This window comes from Pulveribacter suum, from assembly GCF_003013695.1.
GTDB lineage: Bacteria > Pseudomonadota > Gammaproteobacteria > Burkholderiales > Burkholderiaceae_C > Melaminivora > Melaminivora suum.
In genome coordinates, this window is record NZ_CP027792.1 from 3,111,082 (window position 1) to 3,131,472 (window position 20,391).

Annotated in this window: 18 protein-coding genes; 10 read left to right on the forward strand and 8 right to left on the reverse strand. The window is 69.6% G+C overall.

Annotated elements, in window-relative coordinates:
* Positions 1–9: 9 nt before the first annotated feature.
* From C7H73_RS14295 to C7H73_RS14315, 5 genes are all read right to left on the reverse strand, one after another.
* Positions 10–654 carry a protein-methionine-sulfoxide reductase heme-binding subunit MsrQ gene (locus C7H73_RS14295; RefSeq protein ID WP_106847266.1) on the reverse strand — a complete coding sequence of 215 codons (645 nt, stop codon included), beginning with the start codon at positions 652–654 and terminating at the stop codon, positions 10–12.
* Positions 654–1,658 carry a protein-methionine-sulfoxide reductase catalytic subunit MsrP gene (msrP, locus tag C7H73_RS14300; RefSeq protein WP_106847267.1) on the reverse strand — a complete coding sequence of 335 codons (1,005 nt, stop codon included), beginning with the start codon at positions 1,656–1,658 and terminating at the stop codon, positions 654–656. Before msrP ends, C7H73_RS14295 begins: the two co-directional genes overlap by 1 nt.
* A 176-nt stretch (positions 1,659–1,834) precedes the next feature.
* Positions 1,835–3,181, reverse strand: coding sequence for a c-type cytochrome biogenesis protein CcsB (ccsB, locus tag C7H73_RS14305; RefSeq protein ID WP_106847268.1), 1,347 nt, complete (start codon positions 3,179–3,181; stop codon positions 1,835–1,837).
* Entirely contained in the window at positions 3,178–5,328 is a 2,151-nt protein-coding gene (locus C7H73_RS14310; RefSeq protein ID WP_106847269.1) for a cytochrome c biogenesis protein ResB, read from the reverse strand. The genes ccsB and C7H73_RS14310 overlap by 4 nt, the downstream gene beginning before the upstream one ends.
* Positions 5,329–5,487: 159 nt before the next feature.
* Complete coding sequence (locus tag C7H73_RS14315; protein WP_106847270.1) at positions 5,488–6,135, reverse strand: c-type cytochrome; 648 nt, start codon at positions 6,133–6,135, stop codon at positions 5,488–5,490.
* A 109-nt stretch (positions 6,136–6,244) separates the two neighbouring features.
* Here C7H73_RS14315 and yihA point away from each other — a divergent pair, with 109 nt between their 5' ends.
* Positions 6,245–6,955 (forward strand): ribosome biogenesis GTP-binding protein YihA/YsxC, encoded by a 711-nt coding sequence (gene yihA, locus C7H73_RS14320; protein ID WP_106847271.1) that lies wholly within the window; start codon positions 6,245–6,247, stop codon positions 6,953–6,955.
* 46 nt (positions 6,956–7,001) lie between these two features.
* On the forward strand, positions 7,002–7,901 hold the full coding sequence (locus C7H73_RS14325; protein ID WP_106847272.1) for an alpha/beta fold hydrolase: 900 nt from the start codon (positions 7,002–7,004) through the stop codon (positions 7,899–7,901).
* A 55-nt stretch (positions 7,902–7,956) separates the two neighbouring features.
* Here the strand turns inward: C7H73_RS14325 and C7H73_RS14330 are convergent, their stop codons facing one another.
* Positions 7,957–8,829, reverse strand: coding sequence for a lysophospholipid acyltransferase family protein (locus C7H73_RS14330; RefSeq protein ID WP_106847273.1), 873 nt, complete (start codon positions 8,827–8,829; stop codon positions 7,957–7,959).
* A gap of 2 nt (positions 8,830–8,831) precedes the next feature.
* Complete coding sequence (locus C7H73_RS14335) at positions 8,832–9,701, reverse strand: lysophospholipid acyltransferase family protein (protein ID WP_106847274.1); 870 nt, start codon at positions 9,699–9,701, stop codon at positions 8,832–8,834.
* 144 nt (positions 9,702–9,845) lie between these two features.
* Between C7H73_RS14335 and metK the strand changes: the two genes are divergently transcribed.
* Complete coding sequence (metK, locus tag C7H73_RS14340; RefSeq protein WP_106847275.1) at positions 9,846–11,027, forward strand: methionine adenosyltransferase; 1,182 nt, start codon at positions 9,846–9,848, stop codon at positions 11,025–11,027.
* Positions 11,028–11,410: 383 nt separating this feature from the next.
* Positions 11,411–11,596 (forward strand): DUF1328 family protein, encoded by a 186-nt coding sequence (locus C7H73_RS14345; RefSeq protein WP_106847276.1) that lies wholly within the window; start codon positions 11,411–11,413, stop codon positions 11,594–11,596.
* 140 nt (positions 11,597–11,736) lie between these two features.
* Here the strand turns inward: C7H73_RS14345 and C7H73_RS14350 are convergent, their stop codons facing one another.
* Positions 11,737–12,405, reverse strand: a complete 669-nt coding sequence (locus C7H73_RS14350; RefSeq protein ID WP_106847277.1) for an NUDIX hydrolase — start codon at positions 12,403–12,405, stop codon at positions 11,737–11,739.
* Positions 12,406–12,548: 143 nt separating this feature from the next.
* Between C7H73_RS14350 and C7H73_RS14355 the strand changes: the two genes are divergently transcribed.
* From C7H73_RS14355 to C7H73_RS14380, 6 genes are all read left to right on the forward strand, one after another.
* Complete coding sequence (locus C7H73_RS14355; protein WP_106847278.1) at positions 12,549–13,403, forward strand: cysteine hydrolase family protein; 855 nt, start codon at positions 12,549–12,551, stop codon at positions 13,401–13,403.
* 45 nt (positions 13,404–13,448) lie between these two features.
* Complete coding sequence (gene pncB, locus C7H73_RS14360; protein ID WP_106847279.1) at positions 13,449–14,639, forward strand: nicotinate phosphoribosyltransferase; 1,191 nt, start codon at positions 13,449–13,451, stop codon at positions 14,637–14,639.
* Between the two features lie 13 nt (positions 14,640–14,652).
* A complete protein-coding gene (locus C7H73_RS14365; protein ID WP_106847280.1) occupies positions 14,653–16,338 on the forward strand; it encodes an NAD+ synthase in 1,686 nt (561 codons plus the stop codon).
* 80 nt (positions 16,339–16,418) lie between these two features.
* Positions 16,419–17,459, forward strand: coding sequence for an NUDIX domain-containing protein (locus tag C7H73_RS14370; RefSeq protein WP_106847281.1), 1,041 nt, complete (start codon positions 16,419–16,421; stop codon positions 17,457–17,459).
* A 31-nt stretch (positions 17,460–17,490) separates the two neighbouring features.
* Positions 17,491–18,999, forward strand: a complete 1,509-nt coding sequence (locus C7H73_RS14375) for a sigma-54 interaction domain-containing protein (protein WP_106847282.1) — start codon at positions 17,491–17,493, stop codon at positions 18,997–18,999.
* A 149-nt stretch (positions 19,000–19,148) separates the two neighbouring features.
* Entirely contained in the window at positions 19,149–20,339 is a 1,191-nt protein-coding gene (locus tag C7H73_RS14380) for a substrate-binding domain-containing protein (protein ID WP_106847283.1), read from the forward strand.
* The last annotated feature ends 52 nt before the right edge of the window (positions 20,340–20,391 follow it).

Here is a 20,391-nt window from a genome sequence, read left to right on the forward strand (position 1 = left end):
CGCGGGCAGCTATCCTTTTTGAAGGCCAGCGCGCCGGCGCAGCAGCGGCCGGGCCGCCAGCAGCGCGGCCAGGAGGGCGCCATAGACCAGCACCTCGGCAAAGTCGTTCTTGCCCGCGCGCATCCACCAAAAGTGCAGCACCGCCAGCACGGCGATCAGGTACACGCCGCGGTGCAGCTGCTGCCAGCGGCGCCCGCCCAGCCAGCGCATGGCGCGGTTGAACGAGGTGGCAGCCAGCAGCGTGAGCAGCGCGAAGGCCGCCATGCCCACCAGGATGAAGGGCCGCTTGGCGATGTCGCGGGCAATCTCGCCGGGCTCCAGCCCCATGTCGAACCAGGCATAGCTCAGCAGGTGCAGCAGCGCGTAGAAGAAGGTGAACAGGCCCAGCATGCGCCGAAAGCGCGCCAGGGCAGGCACCTTGAGCGCCAAACGCAGGGGGGTGACGACCAGCGTCAGGCACAGCAGGCGCAGCGTCCAGTCGCCCAGGGCGCGGATCAGCGCCTCGGCCGGGTTGGCGCCCAGGCGGTCGGCCGCGGCGCCCCAAACCAGCCAGGCCAGCGGCGCCAGACAGAGCGTGAACAACAGCGGCCTGGCCCAGCGCGCCAGCAGCCACTGCCCGCGCGCCGCTGCCCGGCCGCCCTGCACCGCCGCCATCAATAGAACTTCTTCAGGTCCATGCCGGCGTAGAGCTGGCCGACCTGCGCCTCGTAGCCGTTGAACGGCAGCGTCTTGCGCCGCTTGGCAAACAGGCCGTCTTCGCCGATGCGCCGCTCGGTGGCTTGGCTCCAGCGCGGGTGGTCCACGTCCGGGTTCACGTTGGAATAAAAGCCGTATTCGTTCTTCGCGGCCTTGTTCCAGGCGGTGCCGGGTTCCTTTTCGACGAAGCGGATTTTCACGATGCTCTTGGCGCTCTTGAAGCCGTACTTCCAGGGCACGACGAGGCGCACCGGCGCGCCGTTCTGATTTGGCAGCACCTCGCCATACATGCCAAAAGCCAGCAGCGTGAGCGGGTGCAGCGCCTCGTCCATGCGCAGGCCCTCGGTGTAGGGCCAGTCCAGCACGCGGCTGTTCACGCCGGGCATGGTGGGCTTGTCGGCCAGGGTGACGAACTCGACGTATTTCGCACTGCCCTGCGGCTCGACGCGGCGGATGAGCTCGGCCAGCGAATAGCCCACCCACGGGATGACCATGGACCAGCCTTCCACGCAGCGCAGGCGGTAGATGCGCTCCTCCTGGGGCGAAAGCTTCAGCAACTCCTCAATGCCGAAGGTGCGTGGCTTGTTGACCAGGCCCTCCACGGCGACCGTCCACGGCCGGGTCTTCAAGGTGGCAGCGTTCTTCACCGGGTCGCCCTTGTCGGTGCCGAACTCGTAGAAGTTGTTGTAGGTAGTGGCGTCCTTGTAAGCGGTGAGCTTTTCCATGCTCAGCCCGCCAGCGACGGCCGTGCGGCGCGCGGGCAGTGCGGCCAAGCGCCCGGGCGGCTGCACCAGCGCGGTGTCGGCCAGCGCTTGGCGGCCGGCCCAGGCAGCCAGGGCCGTACCGGCCGCGCCGCCGGCCAGCTGGCGCAGCAGGACGCGGCGGCTCTCAAAGGCGGCGCGCGGGGTGATCTCGCTGGGCAGCAGGCGCGGCAAGCCGTTGTCGGGTGAGGGAAGAGGCATGGCAGGCTCCGTGGGGCGCACTTGAGAAGCCGCCAGTCTGCCGCAGGCTGCGCGCCCCTGCAGGCGCCAAGGGCGTTTTGCTACTCTTTCAGGAGCTGCTTGCGCTGGCCGACAACCGGGTTGACGCACAAAACATGCGCAAACCCGCAACCATCAAGCGCCAGCAGCTACCCTATTCATAGCGTGCCGTAGCTGTGCAACCCGGACAGGAACATGTTCACGCCCAGGAAGGCGAAGGTGGTGATGGCCAGGCCGCCCAGCGCCCACCAGGCAGACATGGTGCCGCGCAGGCCCTTCATCAAACGCATGTGCAGCCAGGCGGCGTAGTTCAGCCAGACGATCAGGGCCCAGGTCTCCTTCGGGTCCCAGCTCCAGTAGCCGCCCCAGGCCTCGGCCGCCCACAGCGCGCCCAGCACGGTAGCGATGGTGAAGAAGGCAAAGCCCACGGCGATCGCCTTGTACATGACGTCATCCAGCACTTCGAGGGCCGGCAGCTGGGCGGCGATGCGCCGGCGACCGAACAGGATGCCGCCCACGATCAGCGCCGAGATGCCGAAGTACACCATCCAGTAGCTGCTGCGCCCGTCCACCTCCTGACGGAAGGCCAGCGGCTCAAAGCACAGCACGATGCCCAGCAGCCACAGCGGCGCCAGCTTGTACCAGCGCGTCTCGGCCGCCTGCTGCTTGATCAGGTAGGCGAAGGCCACCATGGCCGCCAGCGCAAAGGTGCCGTAGCCGATGAAGTTGGCCGGCACGTGCAGCTTCATCCACCAGCTCTTGAGCGCCGGCACCAGAGGCTGAATCTCGTGCGCCTCGCGCACCACCGTGTACCACAGCAAGAAGCCCACGGCCGCGCTCACCACCAGCATGACGAAGGCGCCCAGGGCGCGCGTGCCGTACTGCTCTTCGTAGTACAGGTAAAACAGCGCCGTCATCCAGCAGAACATGACGAACACTTCGTACAGGTTGCTCACCGGGATATGGCCGATGTCGGGGGCGATCTGGTAGCTCTCGTACCAGCGCACCATGGTGCCGATCAGCGCCAGGCCCACGGCCACCCAGGCCACGCGCGAGCCGATGCGCATCATGGTCTGGCGCTCGCCGCCGGCGAAGATGCCAATCCAGTAAAACGCCGTGCTCATGAAGAACAGCATGCTCATCCACAGGATGGCGGACTGGCTGGACAGGAAGTATTTGAGCCCGAACACCGTGTCGGCGCGCGCCAGGTCGCCGCCGGCATCGCCCTGGTACAGCCCGATGGCGGACAGCGACAGCGCCGCCACCGCCAGCATCAGCCACAGCAGCGGGCGCCAGAACCAGCCCAGCCACACGGCGGTGGGAATGGAGGCCAGCAAGATGCCCTTCTCGTACACGTCCATGTGCGCACCGTAGCGCTGCAGGGCAAACAGCCCGCCCACTGCGACGACCAGGGCGAACAGCCAGTCCAGCCAGGTGCGCCGGGCGAAGTAGCCCTGGTCCAGCGTGTAGCCGGCAGGGGCGGTTGAGGTGGCAGCGGTATTCATGTGGATGTACCTCCGGAAGGCGGCGAGCCAAGGACCTGGGTGGTGAGCTGGGCGAATTCGCGGCCATTGTCCAGCGCCTTGCGGTTGGTGGACATGGCCATGGTGGCGTGCGCGCCCGCGCCCTCGGGCGTGAGCCAGACCCACAGGCGCCGGTCGCGCACGTAGAGCATGGCGAACACGCCCAGGATCAGCAGCGCGCAGCCCAGATAAACCACGTTCTTGCCGGGTGCGCGTGCGACCTGGAAGACGCTGGCCTGCACCTGGTTGAAATTGACCAGCTCCAGCGTCACCGGGGCCGGGTAGGCCTGCGCGTCGCTCAAGGACAGCACGGTCTGCGTCATGTAGGCGCGCGTGCGATCGTCCAGCGGCATGGGCGCCAGGCCGGCCTGGGCGCGGGTGAGCTGGGCCAGCTCGAACAGCGCGCCATTCAGGATGCGCACCAGCACCTCGCCGGCGCGCTCGCGCTCGGCCTCGGGCACGTTGGCTTCGATGAATTGCGACACCGCCTGCAGCCCGCCGTTGCCGCGGCCCAGGGCATCGGCCTCGGTGCCGGCAAACAGCGCCAGCGCGCGCATGGCCGACAGGGTCAGCTGCTCGGCCAGGTCGGGGCGGGACTCATCCACCGCCAGGGCGGCGTAGCGGCGCACCGCCTGCTCGCGCAGCTGCGGGCTGCCCAGGGCCTGGCGCAGGCGCACGAAGCTGTCCATGCCGCCCTCCGTATCGACAGGCACGCGCAGGTAGCGCAGCGGCTCGGTTGGGGTATCGCGCACGCCCAGCAGGTACACGGGCAGCTGGCCGTCGCCCATGTCCACGGGCAGCATGTAGTTGTGGAACTCGCGCGCCTGGCCCGAGGCATCGCGCAGCTTGTAGCCGATGCTGGGGCCGACGTTGCGCAGCTCGCGCCGCGTCACGGTCTTGTTGCCGGCGCCCAGGCGCGACTCGATCGAGCCGCGCAGGTCCACCTTGCGCACGTCGGCGCCCGAGCCCGGACCCTCCTCGCCCATGTTCTCCACGTTCAGCACGCGCAGGGCGGTGAATTCCAGCGTCGCCGCCTCGGGCAGCTGGCCGCGCGCCAGCTGCGTGGAGCTGCCGATCACGCCGTCCACCTCGAACGGCGCCACGCCCGGCACCAGCGGCCGGGCGCGCAGGCGCACCTGCGAGCCGCCGTCGTCGAAGCTGGACTGGTAGATCTCCACGCCACGATAACTGGCCGGGTGGTTGACCTCGATGCGCGCAGGCGTGGCCTCGCCCGTGGCCTTGTCGTGGATCACCACCTCGCTGGCGAACAGCTTGGGCATGCCGGTGGAGTAGTGCTCGACGATGAACTTTTTCAGCTCGACAGAAAACGGCAGCTCCTGCAGCAGCAGGCCGTCGGACTGGTTCAGGATGGCGGTGCTGGACTGCGTGCCCTCGGACACCACCAGGTTGCCGCGGAAGGTGGGGTTGCGCGGCGACAGCCAGTGCTCGGGCGCCACCTCGGAGATCAGCCCCCCGCCGGCGTAGGGCGTCTTGCCGCCCAGCCACATCTGGGCGCGCACGATCAGGTCGCCGTCCAGCAGGCCCCCCAGGCAGATCAGCACGATGGCGCTGTGCGCGGCGATGTAGCCCAGCTTGTGCGCCGCACCCGCCTTGGCCGCCACCATGAAGCCGTGGCCGGCGCTGGTCTCGCGCGGCTGCACGCGCACCCTCCAGCCGCGGTGCGCGAGCTGGTGGCCGATGCGCCGGGCCGCGGCATCGGGCGTCTCGGCGGCCAGGCGGCCGCTGGCCTTCATGCCGAAGGCCTGCAGGCTTTTCTCGCGGATGTCTTCCTTGTAGTTGCGGATGTCCGCCAGGTACTTGGGCGCATGCCGGGCGACGCACAGCGAGGTGCTGATGACCAGGAAGGCCAGGATCAGCAGGAACCACCAGGCGCTATAGACGGCGTTGAGCTTGAGCGCGAGGAACAGCTCGGCCCAGAACGGGCCGAACTGGTTGACGTAGTTGTTCAGCGGCTCGTGCTGCTTCATCACCGTGCCGATGACCGAGGCGATGCAGATCACCGTCAGCAGCGCGATGGCAAAGCGCATGGACGCCAGCAGCTCGGTGGCCGGGCGCAGCGCCTGGCGCTGGCGCGGGGCGCCGGGCACGGCAAGGGAGGGGTCAGACATGGAGGGGACCGGCGAGGACGGGGCTGTGGGGCCGTGCAAACGAACAAAGGGCGGGCCATCCGTTCAGATGGGCCCGCCCGTCTTGGGTGGCATTATCGGCCGCAGGTTCCAGCGGGGCCTGGCGAGTCCCCACTGGCTTGACGTGAATCAACCTGCCGGTCAGCGCAGCCCGGCGATGTAGTCGGAGACGGCGCGGATCTCGCGGTCGTTCAGCTTGGAGGCCACGTCCGTCATCTGGGCGCTGTTGCCGCGCTTGCCGGCGCGGAAGTCGTTCAGCTGCTTGACGGTGTAGTCGGCATGCTGGCCCGACAGGCGCGGGTACTGGGCGGGCACGCCGGCGCCGTTGGGGCTGTGGCAGCCGGCGCAGGCGGCGATGTTGCGGTCCTGCAGGCCGCCGCGGTAGATGCGCTCGCCCAGGGCGACCAGGTCCTTGTCCTTGGCGAAACCGTCCTTGGCGGCCTTGGAGGCCAGCCACCAGGACACGTTGCGCATGTCGTCCTCGCTCAGCATGGCGGCCATGCCCTGCATCACCGGGTCGGCGCGCTTGCCGGACTTGAACTCCTGCAGCTGCTTGACCAGGTACTCGGGGTGCTGCTGGGCCAGCTTGGGGTTGGCGGCGATGGTGGAGTTGCCGTCGGCCGCGTGGCAGGCCACGCACACCGTGCCGTAGGTTGCCTCGCCCTTGGCCAGATCGGGCTTGACCGGTGCCTTCGATGCGGCCGGCGCGGGGGCGGCGTCGGCAGCGACGGCCGACAGGGCGGGGGCCGCGAGCGCGGCAGCCATCAGCAGGGAGGCGAGCAACTTCATATCGTGGACTGGTTCTTGTGTGAAGGGCGCAAAACCCCACGATTCTACAATGCACGTCGCGGCGCCCCTGCGCGCCAAACCTTGTCCTGGATTAAACCCGCCACCCGTGATGACGACCCTACCCGCCGCGCCAGCCGCCGCACCAGAGCCTGACGCCAAGGTCGCCCTGGGCTGGATGCACACCGCGCGCTTTCTGACCACCGCCGCCCAGCTGCACCAGCTGCCCCCCATCGACGTGCCGGAGATCGCCTTCGTCGGCCGCTCAAACGCCGGCAAGTCCACCTGCATCAACACGCTGACGCAGCAGCGCCAGCTAGCGTTTGCCTCCAAGAAACCCGGCCGCACCCAGCACATCAACCTGTTCGCCCTGGGCCGCCAGGGCGTCACGGACGCGGTGCTGGCCGACCTGCCCGGCTACGGCTACGCCGCCGTCTCGCGCGAGGACAAGCTGCGCTGGCAGCGCGTGATGCTCAACTACCTCATGCAGCGGGAAAGCCTGACGGCCATCGTGCTGCTGTGCGACCCGCGCCTGGGGTTGACCGAGCTGGACGAGGCGCTGCTGGACGCCGTGCGCCCGCGCGTCGAAGCCGGCCTGAAGTTCCTGGTGCTGCTGACCAAGGCCGACAAGCTCACCCGCGCCGAGCAGGCCAAGGCGCTGTCGATCACGCGACTGCAGGCCGGCGGCGGCGAGGTCAGGATGTTCTCCGCGCTCAAACGCCAGGGCGTGGACGAGGTGGCCCAGCTGCTGTGGCAGTGGGCGCACCCGCCGCTCGAGCCCGCGCCCGAATCCGAATCCGACTCAGAACCAGATCAGCCCTGAGCGCTTGCCCATCAAGCGCCGGCAGCTACGAAAGGCATAGCGCACGATGGACGCCGCTGAACACCCCCTGCCGCACGGCATCACCCTGCACTGCCGCGTGGCGGGTGCGCCGGGCCGCCCGCTGCTGCTGTTCCTGCACGGCTTTCCCGAAGGCGCCTTTGTCTGGGACGCGCTGGCCACGCACTTCGCTCAAGCCGCCCACGGCGGCTACCGCTGCGTGGCGCCCTACCTGCGCGGCTATGCGCCGTCCAGCAGCCCATCCGATGAAGCCAGCTACCGCGCCAAGCCCCTGGTGCAGGACCTGGCAGCGCTGATCGCCGCGGAAGCCGACCCGGCCGGCGCCGCGGCCGTGGTAGCGCACGACTGGGGCGGCGCCCTGGCCTGGAACCTGGCCGCACTGCACCCGCAGCGGGTGCAGCGCCTGATGATCCTGAACGCGCCCCACCCCGGCGCCTTCCTGCGCGAGCTGCAGCACAGCGCGGCGCAGCAACAGGCCAGCGCCTACATGCACTTCCTGCGCCGCCCGGACGCCGAGCAGCTGCTGGCCGAGGACGATTTCCGGCGGCTGTTCGGCTTCTTCAGCCGCCCGGACGGCAGCGCCCCCGACTGGCTCACGCCCGAGCTGCGCGCGCAGTACCGCGCCGTGTGGGGCGCCGGCCTGGCGGGCCTGTGCCACTACTACCGTGCCAGCCCGCTGGCGCCGCCGTGCGCCGGCGACGAGCGGATCCTCGCCGTGCAGCTGCCACCCGAGCTGCTCACCGTGCGCATGCCCACGCGCGTGCTGTGGGGCCTGGACGACCCGGCCCTGCTGCCCGGCCTGCTGGACGGGCTGGACGCCTGGGTGCCGCGCCTGCGGGTGCAGCCCGTGCCCGGCGCCTCGCACTGGATCGTGCACGAGCAGCCCGCCGCGGTGCAGGCCGCGCTGGCCGGCTTCCTGGCCGAGTAACTACTGTTTTGATAGCTGCCTACGCTTGGCTGGCGGGCGCTGCAGGCCGATTTGGCTAATAAAGCGGCGGCTGACCTTCGGGCCGCGTCTTGAAGCGCCGGTGCACCCAGTAGTACTGCGCCGGCATGGTGCGGATGGCCGCCTCCAGCTCGCGGTTCATGCGGGCGGTGTCGGCCACGGGGTCATCGGTGGGAAAGTGCTCCCAGGCAGGCGTGAGCTCGGCCACGTAGCCCTGGGGCGTCATGCGGCTGTACAGGGCCAGCACCTTGGCCCGGCCCAGCCGCGCAAAGCGCGACAGCGACGGAATGGTGGCCACGTCGGGCACGCCGAAGAAAGGCACGAAGACCGAGTCCTGCGGTCCATAGTCCATGTCGGGCAGCAAATACAGCATGCCGCCCTGGCGCAGGCAGGAGATGATGGGTTTGACCCCGGCCGTGCGGTTGAGCATGCGCACATTGCCAAAGCGCTGGCGCCCGGCCATGAACCAGGCGTCCAGCACCGGGTTGGGGTGGGTGGCGAAGATCGAGGTGGACGGGCGCGGCGCCTGCATCAGCAGCGCCAGGCCGCCGGCGTCCATGCCGTAGAAGTGCGGCGCGAAGATGATCGTGGGCGTGTCGCCCGCCAGCTCGGAGATGGCGCCCACCAGCTGCAGGCGGCTGCGCACCACCGATTCGGGGGCCGACCACAGCCAGCTGCGGTCCAGGAAGGTCTGGCAAAACAGCACGAACGACTCGCGCGCCCAGGCGCGGCGCTGCGCCTGCGCCACCTCGGGAAAGCACAGCTGCAGGTTGCGCAGCGCCACCCGCCGCCGCGGCACGGCCAGCACGAACAGCGCCCGGCCGATGCAGGCCCCCAGGGCGCGCAGCAGGGGCAGCGGCAGACGCGCCAGCAGCCCCATCAGACCCACGCCCAGGCGCGACAGCGCCATGCTCACGCGCCGCCCTCCTGGTGCTGGGGGCCGGTGTGCCTTTCGCCGCGCGGGCTCTTGTAGCGGGCGTAGCCCCACAGGTACTGCCCGGGGCTTTGGCGGATCAGGTGTTCCATGGCCTGGTTGATCTGCAGCACGGCCGCATCCAGTTCAGGCGCCAGAGGCTGCTCGCGCATGTCCTCGAAATGCAGCGTGTAGCCACGCCCGCGCGGCAGCCGCTCGCAGCGCGCCAGCACCACGGCGGCGCCAGTCTGCTGGGCCAGGCGGGCCGCCAGCGTCATGGTGTAGGCCGGGCGTCCGAAGAAGGGCGACCACACGCCCAGCCCCTGGGGCGGCACCTGGTCGGGCAGCAGGCCCACGGCCTCGCCGCGGCGCAGCGCCTTGATGAGCTGGCGCACGCCCTGCAGCGTGGTGGGCACGGCCTGGATACCGGGGCGGTTGCGCGCCGTCGCCATCACCCGCGCCAGCCAGGGCTGGCGCGCCGGGCGGTACAGGATGGTGATGGGGCCGTGCACCGGCGACCAGCGCTGGGCCGTTGCCTGCACCGACAGCTCAAAGCAGCCGATGTGCGGCGTGAGGAACACCACGCCCCGGCCGGCCGCCCAGGCGCGCTCCACGCATTCGGCGTTGCGCATCTCGCAGGGCGGCAGCGCGCGGGCCGACCACAGCCGCGGCGCCTCGGCCACCATGCGCCCCGCGTGCCCCACGGCCGCGCGCACGTCGGCCAGCGTGTAGCCCGCGCCCGCAGCGTTGCCGACGAAGCGGCGCCGGTAGGTCGGCGAGAGGCAAAACACCACCCACCCGAGCGCCGCGCCGATGGCGTGCAGCAGCCACAAAGGCAGCGCAGAGAGAAGGCGAAAAAGGGTTGGCATTAAAATGGCGCGGTCGCCGAGTTAAATGAGCAACTTGCAGGGCGACGTTAAACACAACTGCTAAAGCGTTCGCCATGAAGCTCCCGCAGGGCTTTGGGCAACGCCCAGACAAGCTGCTGACGACAAACACCGGAGTTTATTCAAATGGCGAACGACTTCCTCTTCACGTCCGAATCGGTCTCTGAAGGCCACCCCGACAAGGTGGCCGATCAGATCTCGGACGCCATCCTGGATGCGATCCTCGAACAGGACCCGCGCTCGCGCGTGGCCGCCGAGACCCTCACCAACACCGGCCTGGTGGTGCTGGCGGGCGAGATCAGCACCAATGCCCACGTGGACTACATCCAGGTGGCGCGCGACACCATCCGCCGCATCGGCTACGACAACACCGAGTACGGCATCGATTACAAGGGCTGCGCGGTGCTGGTGGCCTACGACAAGCAGAGCAACGACATCGCCCAGGGCGTGGACCACGCCAGCGACGACCACCTGAACACCGGCGCCGGCGACCAGGGCCTGATGTTCGGCTACGCCTGCGACGAGACGCCCGAGCTGATGCCCGCGCCCCTGTACTACGCGCACCGCCTGGTCGAGCGCCAGGCGCAGCTGCGCAAGGACGGCCGCCTGCCGTTTTTGCGCCCCGACGCCAAGAGCCAGGTGACCATGCGCTATGTCGATGGCAAGCCGCACAGCATCGACACGGTGGTGCTGTCCACCCAGCACAGCCCCGACCAGAGCGAGAACGCCACCACCATGAAGGCGAGCTTCATCGAGGCCGTGGTCGAGGAAATCATCAAGCCGGTGCTGCCCAAGGAGTGGCTGCAGGACACCAAGTACCTGATCAACCCCACCGGCCGCTTCGTCATCGGCGGCCCGCAGGGCGATTGCGGCCTCACGGGCCGCAAGATCATCGTGGACACCTACGGGGGCGCCTGCCCGCACGGCGGCGGCGCATTCAGCGGCAAGGACCCGACGAAGGTGGACCGCTCGGCTGCCTACGCCGCGCGCTACGTGGCCAAGAACGTCGTCGCCGCGGGCCTTGCGCGCCAGTGCCAGATTCAGGTGGCCTACGCCATCGGCGTGGCGCGGCCGATGAACATCACGGTCTATACCGAAGGCACGGGCGTCATCTCCGACGAGCAGATCGCCGCCCTGGTACACGAGCACTTCGACCTGCGCCCCAAGGGCATCATCCAGATGCTGGATTTGCTGCGCCCCATCTACGCCAAGACCGCCGCCTACGGCCACTTCGGCCGCGAGGAACCCGAGTTCACCTGGGAGCGGACGGACAAGGCCCAGGCGCTGCGGGCAGCGGCGGGGCTATGAGCCCCGCGTTTGCCGCCAGGCAAACCCTGGGCCTTTGAGCGAAGTTCATATCGCGTAGCGATGTGAACGCAGACCACAAGGCTGCAGCGCTGCGTGCAGCGGCCGGGTTGTAAAGCCCGGAGCCCGCGCCAGCGGGTTCGGCAGCCTTGCGACACAAGGCCCAGGCGCTGCGTGCAGCGGCCGGGCTGTAAGGCAAGCCCCATCAAGCGTGGGGTGAGCCGGCGCGGCGGCGGTGCGGCCTGGACGGCCTGACAAGGCGGCGCTGTCGATGCCCTCCTACACGTTGCAGTTTGGCGGGACGACGGGACGCGCCCACGGCGGCCCCTACTCTTGCGCTGCGCCGCCGCACCTGCTGGCGGGCCACACCCAAGGAGGCTCATCCCATGCTCAAGTACGCCCTCATCTTCGCCATCGTTTCGCTCATCGCGGGCGCGTTCGGCTTTACCGGCATTGCTGCCGGCGCGGCCGGCATTGCCAAGGTACTGTTCTTCGTCTTCCTGGTGCTCACCGTGCTGTTCGTCGTTCTGGCCCTGCTGGGCTTTGGCGCGGCGCGCAAGGCGTTGAGGTGACGGGCTGCTGCGGTCCGACCCCAAGGCCAGTCGGCTGATGAGGCGTTTGTACGCCTCTGGGCGGTTGAGCGTTGAGCGTTGAGCGTTTGGCGCTTGGCGTGAAGAACGCACAACGCTAAACGAATAACGCTCAACGCCCCTCACAGCCCCCGCGGCGACAGCGACAGGCTGCGCCTGAACGCGGGGCGCAGGCGGTATAGCTGCGCGGGGCGGTGGGCGCCGCCGCCCTGCAGCGCGCCGGGCACGGGCTCCAGCATGGCCAGCTCGTCCATCTTGCGGCGAAAGCTGACCTTGTTCAGCGGCTCGCCCAGCACGGCCTCATAGACGGCCTGCAGCTGCGGCAGCGTGAACTGCTCGCCGCACAAGTGCACGGGCAGCGACGAATACTGGCTCTTGCCGCGCACCCGCTCCAGCGCCTGGCACACGATGGCGCCGTGGTCGAAGGGCAGCGCCGGCACCTCGTCCACATTCACCAGGCGCACGCCATCACCCAGCCCCTGCAGCCGCTCTGCGGGCACCAGCGCGCAATACACCACCGCCAGCGACCAGCCGCGCGGGTCGCGCGCGGGGCCCGAGAAGGTGGCCAGCTGCTCCAGATAGGGCGGCCGCACGCCCGCCTTGTCCTGCAGCACGCGCAGCGCGCTGGCCTGCGCGTCGGCGTCTTCCTGCGGATGGATGAAGCCGCCCGGCAGCGCCCAGGTGCCGGCGAACGGCGCCCGTTCGCGCCGCGCCAGCAGCACCTGCAGCGCGCCCTGCTGCAGCGTGAGCAGGACGGCATCGACCGTGCACAGCACGGGGCTGTGGGGCATATCAAGGGGCTTTGCATCAGGCATGGACGAACGAGACTACCACCGACGCCCAGGCAGCCGCGCATTGCATTCTCATTAGATCACTTAGTTGCATTAGTGAACTAACAGCACTACACTGGCCCCATCGCAACCGGGAAGCCGCCATGACCACCATCCATCTGCTCGCCATCGACCCCCAGAACGACTTTTGCGACCTGCCCGCCAGCTGGCACGGGCGCGATGCCGCCAGCGGCGCCGCCATCGCCCCCTCGCTGCCCGTGGCCGGCGCCCATGCCGACCTGCAACGCCTGGCCGCACTCATCACTGCGCAGGGCGAGCGCATCGACCAGATCACCGTCACGCTGGATTCGCACCAGCGCTACGACGTGGCCCACCCCCTGTTCTGGCAGCGCGCGGATGGCGCCCCGGTAATGCCGTTCACCCCCCTTGCCGCAGCCCAGGTGCGCAGCGGCGAATACGCCCCGCGCGACGCCAGCGCCCGGGCCCGGGTGCTGGCCTACATGGATGCGCTGGAGGCCCAGGGCCGCTACACCCTCATGGTCTGGCCCGTGCACTGCGAGATCGGCAGCTGGGGCCACGCCGTGCATGCGGGCGTGCTGGCCGCCTGCGGCCAGTGGCAGGCGCGCCGCCAGCGGGCGGTGGCCAACGTCTTCAAGGGCATGAACCCCTGGACCGAGCACTACAGCGCCGTGCGCGCCGAAGTGCCCGATCCGCTTGATCCCGGCACCGACACCAACACCCGCTTGCTGGACGCACTGGGCCAGGCCGACCTGGTGCTGATCGCCGGCCAGGCCAGCAGCCACTGCGTGCGCGCCACCACCGAGGACCTGCTGCACCACCTGCCCCGGCGCGTGCGCGGCTGGCAGGCCAGCCGCCTGGTGCTGCTGACCGACTGCATGAGCCCGGTGGCCGGCTTCGAGACGCAGCACGCCGCCTTCCTGCAGGCCATGCAGGCCCAGGGCGCGCGGCTGGCGGTTTCAAGCGAAATCAGCCTCTGACGCCCGCCAGACAAGCGCTGGCAGCTATCAAACAAGGAGCACCCCATGGCCCCCGTCATCACCAGCCTGCTGGACACCGACCTGTACAAGTTCACCATGTGGCAGGCGCTCTTGCACCGCCACCCGCAGACGCAGGCCGAATACCGCTTCGTCTGCCGCAACCAGCCGCAGTTCCCGCTCGCCGGCCTGGTGGACGCCGTGAATGCCGAGCTGGACGCGCTGTGCCGACTGCGCTTTGCACCGGACGAGCTGGACTACCTGGCCAGCCTGCGCTTCATGAAAAGCGACTTCATCGACTTCTTGCGCATCTTCCAGTTCCAGCGCAACTTCATCGAGGCGCGCGCCGAGGGCGAGCAGCTGTCCATCGTCGCCCGCGGCCCGCAGGTGCACGTGATGGGCTTCGAGATCTTCGTGCTGGCCATCGTCAACGAGCTGTACTTTCGCCAGTTCGACGCACACACCGCGCTGGCCGAGGGCCGCACGCGCCTGGCCGCAAAATTAGCGCGGCTGCAGCGTGCCGCAGCGCAAGGCCCGCGCCTGCGCCACCCCTTCGAGATGTTCGACTTCGGCCTGCGCCGGCGCTACAGCGGCGCCTGGCAGCGCGAGGTAGTGCAGACCTTTGCGCAAGAAGCGCCCGCCTGGTTCAAGGGCACCAGCAACGTGCTGCTGGCGCGCGACCTGGACTTGGTGCCCATCGGCACCATGGCGCACGAATACCTGCAGACCTACCAGGCCCTCGGCGTGCGCCTGCGCGACTTCCAGGTCGCCGCGCTGGAGGACTGGGTGCAGGAGTACCGCGGCGACCTGGGGATCGCGCTGACCGACACTGTGGGCATGGACGCCTTCCTGGCCGACTTCGACCTGTACTTCGCCAAGCTCTTTGACGGCCTGCGCCACGACTCGGGCGACCCTGTCGCCTGGGGCGAAAAGGCCCTGGCGCACTACGCGCGGCTGCGCATCGATGCGGCCACCAAGCGCTTTGTGTTTTCCGACGGGCTGGACGTGGAGCGGGCGCTCTCGCTGTACGCCCACTTCGGCGACCGGGTGCAGCTGGGCTTTGGCATAGGCACGCAGCTGACCAACGACGTGGGCCTCAAGCCCCTGAACATCGTCATGAAACTGGTGCGCGCCAACGGCCAGCCCGTGGCAAAGCTTTCCGACACTCCCGGCAAAACCTTGTGCGACGATGCCACCTTCCTGGCCTACCTGCGCCAGGTCTTCAACGTCAACGACTGAGAAAAAGCCCACCATGCTCCGCATCACCCTGGCCCAGCTGAACCCGACCCTGGGCGACATCGAAGGCAACACGCAGCGCATGGCCGCTGCCGCGCAGCAGGCCGCGGCGCAGGGCGCCGACGTGGTCGTGTTCCCGCAGATGGCCACCACCGGTTACTACCCGGCCGACCTGCTGACCGAGCCCAGCTTCATGGACCGGCTGGATACGGCCATCGCGCAACTGCGCCAGGCCAGCGCCGCGCTGCCCCGGCTGCACTGGGTGCTGGGCACGCCCACGCGCGGTGCGGGCGGCGGCAGCACGTTGCACGACAGCCTGCTGGTGCTGCAAGGCGGCGAGGTGCTTCTCGCGTGCCACCGGCAGGTGCTGCCCGCGCGCGGCGACTTCGACGAGCGCCGGCACTTCGCGCCTGGTGCGGCCGGCCCGCGGCAGCTGGAGGTGAACGGCGCGCGCGTGGCCTTCCTGATCGGCCCCGAAGCGTTCGCGGACGGCGAGGGCCCGCTGGACGGGCTGGCCGGCGCCGCCCCCGGCCTCATCGTGCACATCGACGCGCACAGCAGCTACCTGGGCCGGCGCACCGGGCGCCACGCTGCACTGGCCCGCGCGGCGCAGCGCTGCGGCGCGCCGCTGCTCAGCTGCGCGCAGGTGGGCGGGCACGACGCGCTGGTGTATGACGGCGGCTCGCTCGCCGCGCTGCCCGGCGCTGGCGTGGTGTTCGAGGCCAGGCGCTTCGAGGAAGACGCGCCGCTGCTGGTGCTGGGCGATGACGGCCAGTTGCGCTCCGGCCAGGACGAACCCCTGGAGCCCGTGCCGGCGGAGGGCCTGCCGACGATGGAGTTCTATCGCCGCCAGATCCTCCTGGGCCTGCGCGACTACGCGCGCCGCTGCGGCTTTACCAAAATCGTCGTGGGCAGCTCGGGCGGGCTGGACAGCGCCCTGACCCTGGCGCTGGCCACCGAGGCGCTGGGCGCGGGCAATGTCGTCGGCATCACCATGCCCTCGCGCTTTTCCACGGCCGGCTCGGTGGATGACTCCGTCGCGCTGTGCCGCAACCTCGGCATCGCGCTGCTGACCCACCCCATTGCCGACCTGGTGGCTGCCTACGCGCGCCAGTTTGAGGCCAGCTTCGGCCAGCCCCTGGCCGGGCTGGCGCTGGAGAACGTGCAGGCGCGCATCCGCGGCGTGACGCTGATGGAGTACTCCAACACCTTCGGCCACCTGCTGCTGAACACCGGCAACAAGTCCGAAAGTGCGGTGGGCTACTGCACGCTGTATGGCGACACCAACGGCGGCCTGGGGCTGGTGGGCGACCTGTACAAGACCGAAGTGTTCGAGCTGGCGCGGCATGTGAACGCGCAGGCCGGGCGCGAGCTGGTGCCCGTGGCCATCATCGACAAGCCGCCTTCGGCCGAGCTGGCCCCGGGCCAGCGCGACGACGACAGCCTGCCGCCCTACCCCGTGCTGGACGAGGTGCTGAAGTACCTGATCGAAGGCCCGCTGCTGCCCGCGCAGTACCAGGCCGCGCGCGCCTTCGTCGAGCAGCAGCAGACCAGCGACGCGGGCCGCGCGCTGGTGCAGCGCGTGCGCACCCTCATGGCGCGCAGCGAATACAAGCGCCACCAGGTGCCGCCCAGCCTGCGCCTGCGCCCGCGCGCATTCAGCGCCGGCTGGCAGATGCCGATTGCCGCGCACCACGGCTGAAGCCCCGGTTTTTGGTCAAAACGCCCTCCGGCGCTTGGTACACAAGCGCTGGCAGCTCACTTTTTGCTAGCAAAACACCCATGCACGACATCGCCATCCTGATCGGCCGCTTCCAGCCCGTGCACGCGGGGCACTTGGCGCTGCTGCACGCGGCGCTGGCGCGCGCGCGGCGGGTCATCGTCATTGCCGGCTCGGCGCACCAGGCGCGCAGCCCCAAGAACCCCTTCACCTGGCAAGAGCGCCAAGCCATGCTGCACGGCGCCCTGCCCGCGGACGACGCGGCGCGCGTGGCCGTGCTGCCCGTGCGCGACTACTACGACCAGGCGCGCTGGGTCGCCGCCGTGCGCGCGGCCGTGGCGCCGCATGCGAACACCGACGCGCGCATCGCCCTGGTCGGGCATTTCAAGGACGCGAGCAGCAGCTACCTGGCCTGGTTCCCCGACTGGGAACTGGTCGATCTGCCGCGCCAGGGCGACATGGACGCCACGCGCATCCGCGACGCCTGGCTGGGTGCAGCCGCCGGGGCGCTGGACGCTGCCCTGGCGCCGCTGGCCGCACAAATCCCGGCCCCCACCCTGGCGCTGCTGCGCGCCGTGGCGGCCACGCCCGAATACGCCGAACTGCAGCAGGAGTGGCGCATGCTGCGCCAATACCGCGCCGCCTGGGCCTGCGCGCCCTACACGCCGGTGTTCGTGACGGTGGATGCGCTCGTGCGCTGCCAGGGGCGGGTGCTGCTGATCCGCCGCGCCCAGGCGCCCGGGCGCGGGCTGATGGCGCTGCCCGGCGGCTTTATCGAGCCGCGCGAGACGCTGTGGCGCTCATGCCTGCGCGAGCTGGCCGAGGAGACGCAATGCGCCCTGCCCGAAGCGCGCCTGCACGAGGCGCTGCGCGACGTGGCCGTGTTCGACCACCCCGACCGCAGCCAGCGCGGGCGCGTCATCAGCCATGTGCATTATTTCGACCTGGGCGATGCCGGCCCGCTGCCCGCCGTGCAGGCGGCCGACGACGCCAGCGAGGCGCACTGGGTGCCCGTGGCGCAACTGGCGGGCATGGAGGCACAGTTCCACGACGACCACTTCCACATCCTGGATCACTTCCTGGGTCTGACGCAGCGCGGCTGAAGCGGCGCGGGCGCAGCGCTACCATCGTCCGATGCCGCCGATAGCCTCCCTGCCCACCGCCAAGCTGCCGCTGGATGCCGAGGGCATCCACGCGCTGGCGGCGCGCTCGATGTTCGAGCTGTTTTCCAGCATCAGCGAGGGCATGTTCCTCATCGACCGCTCGGGGCGCATCGTCTGGGTCAATGACAGCTACCAGCGCTTTTTGCCCGCCCTGGGCCTGGGCTCGGTGCAGGACTTCGTCGGCCACATGGTCGAGGAGGCCATCCCCGGCACGCAGATGCGCCGCGTGCTGGAGACCGGCCAGCCCGAGCTGATCGACCTGCTCACCAACCGCGCCGGCACCTTCGTGGTCAGCCGCATCCCGCTGCGCGACGAGGCCGGCAGCGTCATCGGCGCCATCGGCATCGTGTTCTTCGACCATCCGGAGACCACGCTGCGCCCGCTCATCAGCAAGTTCGCACAGATGCAGCGCGACCTGGATGACGCCCGGCGCGAGCTGGCCGCGCAGCGCAACCGCAGCCTGGCGGCGCCGGCCACGGGCGAGCGCCGGGCCAAGTACACCTTTGCCAGCTTCATCGGCTCCAGCCCCGCAGCCGCGGAGGTCAAGCGCCAGGCGCGCCGCGCCGCACAATCAAGCAGCCCAGTGCTGCTGCTGGGCGAGACCGGCACCGGCAAGGAGCTGCTGGCGCACGCCATCCACGCCGCGTCCAGCCGCGCTGGCGGGCCCTTCGTCAGCGTCAACATCGCCGCCATCCCCGACACGCTGCTGGAGGCCGAGTTCTTCGGCGTGGCCCCGGGCGCCTACACGGGGGCCGACCGGCGCGGGCGCGACGGCAAGTTCAAGCTGGCCGACGGCGGGACGCTGTTTCTGGACGAGATCGGCGACATGCCCGCCAGCCTGCAGGCCAAGCTGCTGCGCGCGCTGCAGGAGGGCGAGGCCGAGCCGCTGGGCAGCAACCGCCTGGTGCCGTTCGACGTACGCGTGCTGGCCGCCACCTCGCGCGACCTGGCCGCGCTGGTGCGCGAGGGGCGCTTTCGCGAAGACCTGTTCTATCGCCTGCACGTGCTGCCCATCCGCGTGCCGCCGCTGCGCGAGCGGCGCAGCGACATCCCGGCGCTGGTGGAGGCGCTGTGCGAAGACCTGGCCCTGCGGGGCGGCGACGCCCCGCCCGAGCTGCTGCCTGGCGCCCTGGCGCTGCTGGCCGGCCAGCCCTGGCGCGGCAACATCCGCGAGCTGCGCAACGTGCTGGAGCAGGCGGCCATGCGCAGCGACAGCCAGAGCCTGGACGCCGAGCAGCTGGCGCGCGTGCTGCGCGAGGCCGGCGTGGAGCCCGCCGCCCCGCTGGAGCCCCTGGAGGCCCGCACCGACACCGGCGACGAGCAGTGGCTGCGCCCCCTGGCCGTGCAGGTGGCCGAGCTGGAGCGACGCGCCATCGCCACCGCGCTGCGCACCCACGGCGGCAACAAGCTGGCCAGCGCGCGCACCCTGGGCATCTCGCGCGCCAAGCTCTACGAACGGCTGGAAAACCCTGATCGCTGACCAGACAGTTGCCTGATTTTCAGACATGCAAATTGTCTGAATTCCAGCCACGGCGATCAGGGATGCGGGAAATATCGTGACGGATCAATAACTTGCGCTTTGGCACGGCTTGTGCACTATCCGGGCATCACTACAGGAGACACCCCGCCATGCAACGCCGCACCCTGGTGGCCCTGGCCGCCCTGGCCAGCGCCACGCTGTCCGCCCCCGCCTTCGCGCAGTCCGAGATCCGCATCGCCCACGTCTACAGCAAGACCGGCCCGCTGGAGGCCTACGGCAAGCAGACCCAGGCCGGGCTGATGATGGGGCTGAACTACGCCACCGGCGGCACCATGGCAGTGGCCGGCAAGAAGCTGGTGGTCATCGAGCGCGACGACCAGGGCAAGCCCGACCTGGGCAAGAGCCTGCTGGCCGCGGCCTATTCCGACGACAAGGCCGACATCGCCGTCGGCCCCACGTCCTCGGGCGTGGCGCTGGCCATGCTGCCGGTGGCCGAGGAGTACAAGAAGATCCTGCTGGTCGAGCCCGCCGTGGCCGACGCCATCACCGGCGACAAGTGGAACAAGTACATCTTCCGCACCGGCCGCAACAGCAGCCAGGATGCCATCAGCAACGCCGTGGCGACGGACAAGGAAGGCGTGACCGTGGCCACGCTGGCGCAGGACTACGCCTTCGGCCGCGACGGCGTGAAGGCCTTCAAGGACGCGCTCAAGCACGCGAAGATCGTGCACGAGGAATACCTGCCGCAGACCACCACCGACTTCACCGCCGGCATCCAGCGCGTGGTCGACGCGCTCAAGGACAAGCCCGGGCGCAAGGCCATCGAGGTGATCTGGGCCGGCGGCACCCCGCCGTTCAACGCGCTGGCGGCGCAGGACCTGAAAAAGCGCTACGGCATCGAGGTCTTCACCGGCGGCAACATCCTGCCGGCCATGGCCTCCTACAAGAACTTCCCCGGCATGGAAGGCGCCACCTACTACTACTTCGGCATCCCGAAGAACCCGGTGAACGACGCCCTGGTGGCCATGCACTACAAGCAGTTCAAGACGCCGCCGGACTTCTTCACCGCCGGCGGCTTCTCGGCCGCCATGGCGCTGGTCACGGCACTCAAGGCCACCAATGGCGAGACCGGCACCCACAAGCTCATCAAGGCCATGGAGGGCATGAGCTTCGAGACCCCGAAGGGCAAGATGACCTTCAGGCGCGAAGACCACCAGGCCCTGCAGAGCATGTACCACTTCCGCATCAAGGACGACCCGGCCTTCGCCTGGGGCGTGCCCGAGCTGGTGCGCGAGATCAAGCCTGATGAGATGCAGGTGCCGATCCGCAACAAGCGCTGAGCCGGCACCGCCTCTTTGCTCCTTTATTGATAGCTTTCAGCGCTTGCCAGGC

What these genes read in the sequence shown, in the direction of transcription:
- C7H73_RS14295 (WP_106847266.1), bottom strand. Translation starts at nt 654, where the DNA reads ATGGCGGCGGTGCAGGGCGGCCGGGCAGCGGCGCGCGGGCAGTGGCTG.
- msrP (WP_106847267.1), bottom strand. Translation starts at nt 1,658, where the DNA reads ATGCCTCTTCCCTCACCCGACAACGGCTTGCCGCGCCTGCTGCCCAGC.
- ccsB (WP_106847268.1), bottom strand. Translation starts at nt 3,181, where the DNA reads ATGAATACCGCTGCCACCTCAACCGCCCCTGCCGGCTACACGCTGGAC.
- C7H73_RS14310 (WP_106847269.1), bottom strand. Translation starts at nt 5,328, where the DNA reads ATGTCTGACCCCTCCCTTGCCGTGCCCGGCGCCCCGCGCCAGCGCCAG.
- C7H73_RS14315 (WP_106847270.1), bottom strand. Translation starts at nt 6,135, where the DNA reads ATGAAGTTGCTCGCCTCCCTGCTGATGGCTGCCGCGCTCGCGGCCCCC.
- yihA (WP_106847271.1), top strand. Translation starts at nt 6,245, where the DNA reads ATGACGACCCTACCCGCCGCGCCAGCCGCCGCACCAGAGCCTGACGCC.
- C7H73_RS14325 (WP_106847272.1), top strand. Translation starts at nt 7,002, where the DNA reads ATGGACGCCGCTGAACACCCCCTGCCGCACGGCATCACCCTGCACTGC.
- C7H73_RS14330 (WP_106847273.1), bottom strand. Translation starts at nt 8,829, where the DNA reads ATGGCGCTGTCGCGCCTGGGCGTGGGTCTGATGGGGCTGCTGGCGCGT.
- C7H73_RS14335 (WP_106847274.1), bottom strand. Translation starts at nt 9,701, where the DNA reads ATGCCAACCCTTTTTCGCCTTCTCTCTGCGCTGCCTTTGTGGCTGCTG.
- metK (WP_106847275.1), top strand. Translation starts at nt 9,846, where the DNA reads ATGGCGAACGACTTCCTCTTCACGTCCGAATCGGTCTCTGAAGGCCAC.
- C7H73_RS14345 (WP_106847276.1), top strand. Translation starts at nt 11,411, where the DNA reads ATGCTCAAGTACGCCCTCATCTTCGCCATCGTTTCGCTCATCGCGGGC.
- C7H73_RS14350 (WP_106847277.1), bottom strand. Translation starts at nt 12,405, where the DNA reads ATGCCCCACAGCCCCGTGCTGTGCACGGTCGATGCCGTCCTGCTCACG.
- C7H73_RS14355 (WP_106847278.1), top strand. Translation starts at nt 12,549, where the DNA reads ATGACCACCATCCATCTGCTCGCCATCGACCCCCAGAACGACTTTTGC.
- pncB (WP_106847279.1), top strand. Translation starts at nt 13,449, where the DNA reads ATGGCCCCCGTCATCACCAGCCTGCTGGACACCGACCTGTACAAGTTC.
- C7H73_RS14365 (WP_106847280.1), top strand. Translation starts at nt 14,653, where the DNA reads ATGCTCCGCATCACCCTGGCCCAGCTGAACCCGACCCTGGGCGACATC.
- C7H73_RS14370 (WP_106847281.1), top strand. Translation starts at nt 16,419, where the DNA reads ATGCACGACATCGCCATCCTGATCGGCCGCTTCCAGCCCGTGCACGCG.
- C7H73_RS14375 (WP_106847282.1), top strand. Translation starts at nt 17,491, where the DNA reads ATGCCGCCGATAGCCTCCCTGCCCACCGCCAAGCTGCCGCTGGATGCC.
- C7H73_RS14380 (WP_106847283.1), top strand. Translation starts at nt 19,149, where the DNA reads ATGCAACGCCGCACCCTGGTGGCCCTGGCCGCCCTGGCCAGCGCCACG.